Below are 8,062 nucleotides of genomic sequence, written 5' to 3' on the forward strand. Positions count from 1 at the left end.
GTCCTGTCTGCGTGGCGGCTCAGTCGCCGGGGTCTCAGTCGATCGCGTCGCCGGTCGCGTCGAACGGGGCGGCGACGGGGTGGCCGACGATCGGCACGGCCTTGACCACGGCGCCGGTGACGCGGAACGGCGCCGCCACGACGCCGCAGGCGGACAGGCCGAGCGCTGCGGCCAGGAGCAGCAGCGGGCCGATCATGCGGCGGCGGTTGTGATGGGTCACGATATCTTGTCCTTCATTGCCGGCGGCATCGGCGCCGCCTGGATCCGTCCTGGTGCGAACGGACCCGGTTTCGCGATCGTCCAGCAGTGTCGGCCCTACCCCTATAGATGGCGTTGAACCGGCAGAGATCCAGCTTGGTTCCGATCGATGGTGTCAGGCGGCGGGGGCCGACTCGACGACCCGCAGTCCGGATGGCCTGCGCACCGGCTTGGCAGGGGTGGCGAGGGGCATTTTGCCGCGCTGCGGGTCCGGACGGTTTCCCGCCGGGGCCGGCCGGGCCTGGGACAGATCTCCGGCCCGGCGATGCGGCGGAGGGCGAGGTGGAGGAAGGTCAGCATCAGGGGCCTCCGGTGTGGCGGGGCGGTTCGCGGTTGAAGGACGATGCGGGGCGGCCATCCCGGGCGACGCGGCACAGCGCGTAGGCCCAGAGATAGGGCACGGTGGAGAGCAGGATGCCGCCGAGCCAGAGCAGGGCGAGGGTCATGGCGTGCGGGCCCGGCGGCGCAGGATGAAATCGGCGGTCATCCGGGCGGCCCCGGACCGCACCGGCGCCACCAGCGGCCGGCGGATCGGGCCGGACAGCGGCAGCAGCCGGACGACATGCACCCGGACCCGGCGGCGGGGCCGCCCCGCCAGCCTGGCCACAGCAGCGGCCATGCCGCGCAGGACGGAACGGCACATCCGAAGGATCATCGCAATCCGACTCCCCTGGCTTGAGCCCCGGCGTTACAGGCCGAAGCGGTAGGTGATGCTGACGAAGCCGTAATACTGGTCGGGCGAGCCGCCCTGCTTGACGATCGGGCTCTCGGCCGCATCGCCGAGCAGGCGCTCGTAACCGGTGACGGCGCCGACGCCCCAGCGCTCGCTCAGGGCATAGTTGGCGCCGAGCGACAGCCCGGCGTTCTTGAAGCCGGCGCCGGCATCGAAGGTCTTGAAATCCGTGCGCTGGGCCTGCCGGCGGGTGATGCCGAAATTGGCCGACATGTAGTCGTCGCTGGCCCAGGTGGCATCGGCGCCGAGCGAGAGGGTGAGCGCGTCCGACACCGGCAAGGCATAGCCGGTGGTCAGGTCGACCAGCGCGCCGCCCTGGTTCAGCACATCCTGCCGCGCGGTGACGCCGGCCGACCAGTTGCCGAACCCGACCCGGGCGAAGCCGCCGAGATCGACGGAATCGTCGATGTCGCCCAGGCCGCGCAGCCGGTGGCGGTCGTCATCCTCCTTGCGGCCGGAGCGCCAGTCGACCAGCGGGCCGGCGTGCAGCCAGGGCGTGTTGATCACGTTCAGCCGGGCGGTGGTGTTGTCGATCACCAGCGTGTCGCCCCAGGACAGGCTGACCGCCGGGGCCGGCACGGCCCGATAGTGCTTCGAGCCCTCATAGCTCGGGGCGAAGCCTCCGGCGATGCCGAGGCCGACGATGACATCGGACCCGGCCAGGCCCGGGTCGGTCTGGACAGCGGAGGTCTGGGCGGCGGCGGGCGCCAGGGTCGCCAGCAGGAGGACGGCGGACAAGGCAGGGGCGGTGCGGGCGATCATGGATCCTCGCTGGGAGAGCAGTCAGGGCTGGCGGCAGGCGCTAGTGGATGGGCATGGGACGGGTGTTGCGGGCGATCATGACGATCCTCGCTGGGTCTCTGTCGTGGGTATTGGGGTGGACCTCCGGCTCAGGCCGGGCGGCTAGTCCGGAGTCGGGGGCTCATCGTCCTCCGGTCCCGGCACGAATTCGAGCAGGTCGCCGGGCTGGCAGTCCAGCTGGCGGCACAGGGCGATCAGGGTCGAGAACCGCATGGCGCGCGCCTTGCCGGTCTTCAGGATCGAGAGGTTGGGGATGCTGACCCCAACCGCATTGGACAGATCCGTCAAACTCATCTTCCGCTGTGCGAGGAGGACATCGAGGCGCACGACAATCGGCATCCGGGGCTACACCGTCAGGGCTGCATCTTCGGCCAGATCGGCCGCCTGTCCGAGGACATGGGCCATGATCAGGGCGAACAGGCCTCCCACCAACGGCATGAAGGGAAGATCGGTCAACAGGATCCAGATTTCGGATGGATCGAACCGCGGCTCGGTGGCCAGCAGGGCGAGGTAGGACACAACCGGCGTCAGCACATCGACCAGCGCCAGCCCCACCAGCTGCAGGCCGATGCGGCGGAAGGCGGTGACGCATTCACGGGTGAAGAACTGCTCCCGGCCGAAATGGTTGAGGATCCGGCGCAGCGAGAACAGCGCCACCACCATCAGCACCGACCGCAGCGTGTACATGGCCAGGAACAACAGCACCGGCAGCAGCGGCAGCTCCGACACCGGTACATTCACATCGTCAGACAGATCGGCATTGCCGTAGAACGCCACCCAGACCAGGAACGGCGGCGTCGCCACCAGGATTAGCCACGCCAGGGCCGTGACGGCGATACGGAGCACGCTGGAGAAGCGCGCGACGCGGTTCATGGATCAAGACTCATCACTGTCGAATCACGGACCCGATCATGAGTCGATCCATATCGAACGTCAATAAGGATTTATCGATTTTCGATAATATGCCCGTCGAGGCCGGGTGCCGGCCCCGACGGCTGCACGGGACAATCAGAGGCCGTGGGCCTGGAACCAGGCCTGCATTCGCTTCCAGCCATCCTGGGCCGGGCCCTGGCGATAGCTCGGCCGGTAGTCGGCGTTGAAGGCGTGCGGCGTGTCCGGATAGATCACCATCTCGACCGTCTTGCCGGCCGTCTTGGCCGCGGCCTCCATCTGGTGGATTGTGTCGGCCGGGATGCCCGGGTCGGCACCGCCATACAGGCCCAGCACCGGGGCCTTCAGGTCGGCAACCAGGTCGATCGGGTTGGTCGGCTGCAGCTCGGTCGCCTGGCCGACCAGCTTGCCGTACCAGGCGACGCCAGCCTTCAGCGCCGGGTTGTGTTCGGCATACAACCAGGTGATCCGGCCGCCCCAGCAGAAGCCGGTGATTCCCAGCCGGGCGGCGTCGCCGCCATCGGTGCCGGCGAAGGCGGCTGACGCGTCGAGGTCGGATAGCACCTGGGCGTCCGGCACCTTGGAGACGATGGTCGAGATCAGCTGGTTGATGTCGCTGACCTTGCTGGCGTCGCCCTGGCGGGCATAGAGCTCGGTCGCGATCGCGTAGTAGCCCAGCTTGGCCAGGCGGCGGCAGATGTCCTTGATGTGCTCATGCACGCCGAACACCTCCTGCACCACCAGGATCACCGGCGCCGCGGCGCCGGCCTTCGGCTTGGCGCGATAGGCCGGGATCTGCCCGTCCTTGACCGGCACCTGGACCTCGCCGGCCTCCAGCCCCTCGCTGTCGGTGGTGATGGTGGCGGCCGAGACCGGCTGGGTGGCCAGCGCGAAGCCCGCGATCAGCGAGGTCATGGTGAAGCCGCGGCGGGACAGCGCGGTGGAATGCTTCAGGCTCTGGATGTCGGAGGCGAAGTCGGTCATCGGGCCCTCTTCGTGGTCGACAGAACAGGCGGCCGGCGCGGCCGGGGATCAGCGTCGCCCAGGACGATAACGAAGGGGCGGACGACCTGTCGATCACGACAACGTCGCATTGGCGATCGCGACAGCGTCGCATCGCGATCGCAACGGCGCCGCATCCGGGGTCTCAAGGGATCACAGCAGTTTCAACGGCGCTTCGCAGCCTTGGCTGAAAGCTTACGAAGAGTTTAGGAGGATTACGTGGAATTAACATGCTCCGCACCCCCGATTCATGGCGTTCTCTTGTTGGTCGGCACTACGGGATGGTGCCTTTCGATTACGGCCCCTGGGGAGCCCACACTATGCGCAAGTTCATTCTCGCCGGCATCATGACGCTGGCCCTGCCTGTTGCCGCTTTCGCCCAGACCGCGGCGACAACGGATGCGACCACCGCCCCGGCGGCCACCCACAAGGCGGCGCACCACACGGCGCACACGACCAAGCACGCCAAGCATGCCAAGCATGCTCGGACGCACCACAAGACCACCTCGACGGCGCCGGCGGCGTCGTCCACGACCGTGAACTGATCGCTTCTCTCCCCCTTCCAGCGATCGTTCATGTGAACCCCGGCGTCGGGCCTCGACGCCGGGGTTTTTTTATCTGCGGTTCAGCCCCGTGAACGTGCGTCGCGTCAGCCGCCGGCCGTTACGCTCTGCGCCAGCAGCTGGTTGCGGATCTGGTCATGGGGATAGCCGACCACGGTGGCCGACCGGCCATTGGCGAAGCTGCCGGCCTCACCGGCCGGGACCACCACGGTCCAGGCCTCGGTCCGGGTCTGCAGTCGGAACGAGGTGACGCCGTCGCGGTTGGACACGCCATCGATGCGGCCGGTCACGGTGATCGGCGAGTCGGTGGCATAGTCGCCCGGATTGGCCGGCGACATCCCGCCGGCCACGGCCGAGACCGGGGCATGGATCGGTGGTGTCCCAACCGGTGCCAGGCGCGGTTCGACAATGACGGCCGTCGGCACCGGGGCCACGACCACCGGGGCCGGCTGCTGCAGCACGATCGTGTCCTGCGCGAAGGCCGGCGTTGCGATCAGCAGCGCGGCCAGGGTGGCGGCGGATGCCGCCAGGACTGCTTTGGCCATGTCTCTACTCCATCTTGGCGGCGCCGGCGCATAGGGCGCCTCGCACGCACACCCGATATTGGGCGTGCGCGCCTCGACGGCTCGTGAACAGAGCCTCAATTGTTGTTAACGGGGCGAACCCGCTTTCGGTTCACCGAGCCAGTCGCGCAGCACCGAGTCGCCATCGGCGCCGCAGGGTGGCGGGGCATGGCGATAGGCGACCGGTGTGGCCGACAGCTTGATCGGGCTGCCGATCAGGGTGATCGGCTCCGGGGCCAGCGGATGCTGCATCTCGATCCGCATCCCGCGTGCGGCGACCTGCGGGTCGGCGAACACCTGGTCGAGCGTGTTGATCGGGCCGCAGGGCACCTGCCGCTTTTCCAGCGTATCCAGCCAATGGGCGCGCGGCTTCTCGACGATCAGCCCGGCGACGATCGGCACCAGCACGTCGCGGTGGCGCACCCGCGCCTGGTTGGTGGCGAAGCGTGGATCGGTGGCCAGGTCCGGCCGGCCGGCGGCCTCGCAGAACTTGGCGAACTGGGAATCGTTGCCGATCGCCAGGATCAGATAGTCGTCCTCCGCCCGGAACGCCTGGTACGGCACGATGGTCGGGTGGCCGTTGCCGTAGCGCGGCGTCGGCACGCCCGAGGTCAGATAGTACTGACCGGCGTTGGACAGCCAGGCGACCTGGGTGTCGAGCAGCGCCAAGTCGACCAGCTGGCCCTGGCCGGTGCGGCGGCGGTGGTCGAGCGCGGCCAGGATGCCGATCGCGGCATAGGTGCCGGTCATCAGATCGGCCACGGCGACGCCGACCTTCATCGGTTCGCCGTCGACCGGGCCGGTCAGACTCATGATCCCGCCCATGGCCTGGATCAGATAGTCGTAGCCGGCGCGCGGGGCATAGGGGCCGGTCTGGCCGAAGCCGGTGATCGAGCAGTAGATCAGCCCCGGGAATTCGGCCTTCAGGTCGTCATAGCCGAGGCCATAGCGGGCGAGGTCGCCCAGCTTGTAGTTCTCGACCAGCACATCGGCCTCGGCCACCAACCGGCGCAGCAGGGCGCGGCCTTCGTCCCGGGTGAAGTCGATGGCGATCGAGCGCTTGTTGCGGTTGGCGCTGAGGTAATAGGCGCTCTCGGTCGTGTCGGCGCCGTCGGCGTCCTGCAGGAAGGGCGGGCCCCATTTCCGTGTGTCGTCGCCGACGCCCGGCCGCTCCACCTTGACCACGTCGGCGCCGAGGTCGCCCAGGATCTGGGTCGCACTCGGGCCTGCCAGCACGCGGGTCAGGTCGAGCACCTTGAGGCCGGCCAAGGCGCCGGCGGGGCTGTCCGTCATTCCTGGGAACTCCCTTTATCCAGTCCTCCTGGTTAGCCCAGGCAGGGCAGGGGCCGCAATCCGGACCCTTCGGCCCAGTCATGACCTGGGGTTAAGACCATCCTCCGTTTTGGCAGGGACGGACCGGTGGTCCAGGCCATAGCCTTGGCGCCCGGGCCACAGCCGCCAATCGATTTGGCGCTAATCGATTTGGGTGCGGCCACAACAGGGGGGACAACCCATGCAAGGCTTCTCCAGGATTCTCGTTCGCGGGCTGCTCGCCGCAGCGCTGCTGGGCGGCGTGTCGCAGGCGGCGATGGCGGAGATGGTGCTGAATGTCGGCAACGGGCAGGAGCCGGAATCGCTCGACCCGCAGCGGTCCTCCGGCATCACCGAGGGGAACATCCAGAACGACCTGCTGGAAGGACTGCTGACCCTCGACGCCAGATCCCAGCCGGTCCCGGGCGCGGCCGAAAGCTGGACCGTCTCCGACGACGGCAAGACCTATGTCTTCAAGCTGCGCGCCGACGGCAAATGGTCCGACGGCACGCCAGTGACAGCGGGTGATTTCGTCTTCGCCTGGCGCCGGCTGCTCGACCCCAAGACCGCCAGCCCCTACGCCTATTTCATCGACCAGGTGGTCAACGCCAAGGAGATCCGCCAGGGCACCAAGCCGGCCGACACGCTGGGCGCCCGGGCGATCGACGACCACACGCTCGAGGTCACGCTGCTGGGCCCGACGCCGTATTTCCTGGCGACGCTGACCCATCACGCGACCTTCCCGCTCGCCCAGGCCGATGTCGAGAAATACGGTGACGACTTCGTCAAGCCGGGCAACTTCGTCTCGAACGGCGCCTACATGCTGGCCGAGGCGGTGCCGCAATCGCATGTGAAGCTGGTCCGGAACCCGAACTTCCACGACGCGGCCAGCGTCAAGATCGACACCGTCCGCTACTTCGTGACCGAGGATGTCGATGCCGAGCTGCAGCGCTTCAAGGCGGGCGAGCTGGACTACACCTACACCCTGCCGAGCCAGCAGATCCCCGAGCTGAAGCAGACGATGGCCGACCAGGTGCAGATCGAGCCTTACATCGGCACCTACTACTACACGGTCAACCTGACCCATGAGCCCTGGAAGAGCCATCCGGAGCTGCGTCAGGCCCTGTCGCTGGCGATCGACCGCGACGTGCTGATGGCGAAGATCACCCAGGGCGGCGAATTGCCGGCCTACAGCTTCGTGCCGCCGGGCATGAGCAGCTTCGCCGCCTGGGAGCCGAAGGAGGCGAAGGAGACGCAAGCCCAGCGCGATGCCGAGGCCAAGGCGCTGTTCGCCAAGGCCGGCTATGGCCCGGACCATCCGCTGGCGGTCGAGATCAGCTACAACACCTCCGAGAACCACAAGAAGATCGCCGTCGCCATCGGCGCCATGTGGAAGCAGAAGCTCGGGGTCGACACCACGCTGACCAATCTTGAGTGGGGCACGATGCAGAGCGCCCTGCGTAAGAAGGAATACAAGGATTTCGGGCGGACATCCTGGATCGGCGATTTCGACGATCCCAGCAACTTCCTCGACCTGTTCCGCAGCACCAGCGGTGAGCAGAACTACCCGAACTACGCCGACCCGGCCTATGACAAGCTGATGGACGCGGCGGTGGTCGAGACCGACCCGGCCAAGCGCGGTCAGCTGCTGGCCCAGGCCGAACAGACCTTCATGGCCGCCCAGGCGATCATCCCGATCTATTTCTACACCAGCAAACGGATGCTCTCGCCGGCGGTGAAGGGCTGGCAGCCGAACGTGCTCGACAACCATCTCAGCCGCTGGCTGTCGGTCGAACGCTGAGAGACCGCCTGTAAATGCTACTGGCACGGCCGTCTGATGGCGGCTGCGCTCCGGTTCTCGAAACCACCACCAGCCGACTCACGCCAGCGCATTTCCAAACGGACTCTAAGGTTTCTGATCGGGCAGGCCCCGCTTCCGG

Annotated in this window: 11 protein-coding genes; 2 read left to right on the plus strand and 9 right to left on the minus strand. The window is 67.6% G+C overall.

What is annotated here, in order from left to right; genetic code table 11:
- Window positions 1–34 precede the first annotated feature (34 nt).
- From AC3XYG_RS15455 to AC3XYG_RS15485, 7 genes are all read right to left on the minus strand, one after another.
- On the minus strand, window positions 35–220 hold the full coding sequence (locus AC3XYG_RS15455; RefSeq protein WP_489140733.1) for a DUF6726 family protein: 186 nt from the start codon (window positions 218–220) through the stop codon (window positions 35–37).
- A gap of 337 nt (window positions 221–557) precedes the next feature.
- Window positions 558–704, minus strand: a complete 147-nt coding sequence (locus AC3XYG_RS15460; protein ID WP_489140734.1) for a hypothetical protein — start codon at window positions 702–704, stop codon at window positions 558–560.
- Window positions 701–901 (minus strand): hypothetical protein, encoded by a 201-nt coding sequence (locus AC3XYG_RS15465; protein ID WP_489140735.1) that lies wholly within the window; start codon window positions 899–901, stop codon window positions 701–703. The genes AC3XYG_RS15460 and AC3XYG_RS15465 overlap by 4 nt, the downstream gene beginning before the upstream one ends.
- A gap of 45 nt (window positions 902–946) precedes the next feature.
- Window positions 947–1,753 (minus strand): MipA/OmpV family protein, encoded by an 807-nt coding sequence (locus AC3XYG_RS15470; RefSeq protein ID WP_489140736.1) that lies wholly within the window; start codon window positions 1,751–1,753, stop codon window positions 947–949.
- 141 nt (window positions 1,754–1,894) lie between these two features.
- Window positions 1,895–2,131: a helix-turn-helix domain-containing protein gene (locus AC3XYG_RS15475; RefSeq protein WP_489140737.1), complete on the minus strand. Its 237-nt coding sequence runs from the start codon at window positions 2,129–2,131 to the stop codon at window positions 1,895–1,897.
- A gap of 6 nt (window positions 2,132–2,137) precedes the next feature.
- On the minus strand, window positions 2,138–2,665 hold the full coding sequence (locus AC3XYG_RS15480; protein ID WP_489140738.1) for a DUF2975 domain-containing protein: 528 nt from the start codon (window positions 2,663–2,665) through the stop codon (window positions 2,138–2,140).
- 135 nt (window positions 2,666–2,800) lie between these two features.
- A complete protein-coding gene (locus AC3XYG_RS15485; RefSeq protein WP_489140739.1) occupies window positions 2,801–3,667 on the minus strand; it encodes a dienelactone hydrolase family protein in 867 nt (288 codons plus the stop codon).
- Between the two features lie 338 nt (window positions 3,668–4,005).
- Here AC3XYG_RS15485 and AC3XYG_RS15490 point away from each other — a divergent pair, with 338 nt between their 5' ends.
- On the plus strand, window positions 4,006–4,230 hold the full coding sequence (locus tag AC3XYG_RS15490; RefSeq protein ID WP_489140740.1) for a hypothetical protein: 225 nt from the start codon (window positions 4,006–4,008) through the stop codon (window positions 4,228–4,230).
- Window positions 4,231–4,334: 104 nt separating this feature from the next.
- Here the strand turns inward: AC3XYG_RS15490 and AC3XYG_RS15495 are convergent, their stop codons facing one another.
- Together AC3XYG_RS15495 and AC3XYG_RS15500 are read right to left on the minus strand one after the other, a co-directional pair.
- Window positions 4,335–4,793 (minus strand): hypothetical protein, encoded by a 459-nt coding sequence (locus tag AC3XYG_RS15495; RefSeq protein ID WP_489140741.1) that lies wholly within the window; start codon window positions 4,791–4,793, stop codon window positions 4,335–4,337.
- A gap of 105 nt (window positions 4,794–4,898) precedes the next feature.
- Complete coding sequence (locus AC3XYG_RS15500) at window positions 4,899–6,104, minus strand: CaiB/BaiF CoA transferase family protein (RefSeq protein ID WP_489140742.1); 1,206 nt, start codon at window positions 6,102–6,104, stop codon at window positions 4,899–4,901.
- A gap of 220 nt (window positions 6,105–6,324) precedes the next feature.
- Here AC3XYG_RS15500 and AC3XYG_RS15505 point away from each other — a divergent pair, with 220 nt between their 5' ends.
- The gene (locus AC3XYG_RS15505) at window positions 6,325–7,923 is read left to right on the plus strand and encodes a peptide ABC transporter substrate-binding protein (protein WP_489140743.1); all 1,599 of its coding nucleotides are present in this window, start codon (window positions 6,325–6,327) and stop codon (window positions 7,921–7,923) included.
- The last annotated feature ends 139 nt before the right edge of the window (window positions 7,924–8,062 follow it).

The organism is Inquilinus sp. (assembly GCF_057815775.1).

Coding starts and splice junctions, on each gene's coding strand:
- AC3XYG_RS15460 (WP_489140734.1), bottom strand. CDS start 704: ATGACCCTCGCCCTGCTCTGGCTCGGCGGCATCCTGCTCTCCACCGTG.
- AC3XYG_RS15465 (WP_489140735.1), bottom strand. CDS start 901: ATGTGCCGTTCCGTCCTGCGCGGCATGGCCGCTGCTGTGGCCAGGCTG.
- AC3XYG_RS15470 (WP_489140736.1), bottom strand. CDS start 1,753: ATGATCGCCCGCACCGCCCCTGCCTTGTCCGCCGTCCTCCTGCTGGCG.
- AC3XYG_RS15475 (WP_489140737.1), bottom strand. CDS start 2,131: ATGCCGATTGTCGTGCGCCTCGATGTCCTCCTCGCACAGCGGAAGATG.
- AC3XYG_RS15480 (WP_489140738.1), bottom strand. CDS start 2,665: ATGAACCGCGTCGCGCGCTTCTCCAGCGTGCTCCGTATCGCCGTCACG.
- AC3XYG_RS15485 (WP_489140739.1), bottom strand. CDS start 3,667: ATGACCGACTTCGCCTCCGACATCCAGAGCCTGAAGCATTCCACCGCG.
- AC3XYG_RS15490 (WP_489140740.1), top strand. CDS start 4,006: ATGCGCAAGTTCATTCTCGCCGGCATCATGACGCTGGCCCTGCCTGTT.
- AC3XYG_RS15495 (WP_489140741.1), bottom strand. CDS start 4,793: ATGGCCAAAGCAGTCCTGGCGGCATCCGCCGCCACCCTGGCCGCGCTG.
- AC3XYG_RS15500 (WP_489140742.1), bottom strand. CDS start 6,104: ATGACGGACAGCCCCGCCGGCGCCTTGGCCGGCCTCAAGGTGCTCGAC.
- AC3XYG_RS15505 (WP_489140743.1), top strand. CDS start 6,325: ATGCAAGGCTTCTCCAGGATTCTCGTTCGCGGGCTGCTCGCCGCAGCG.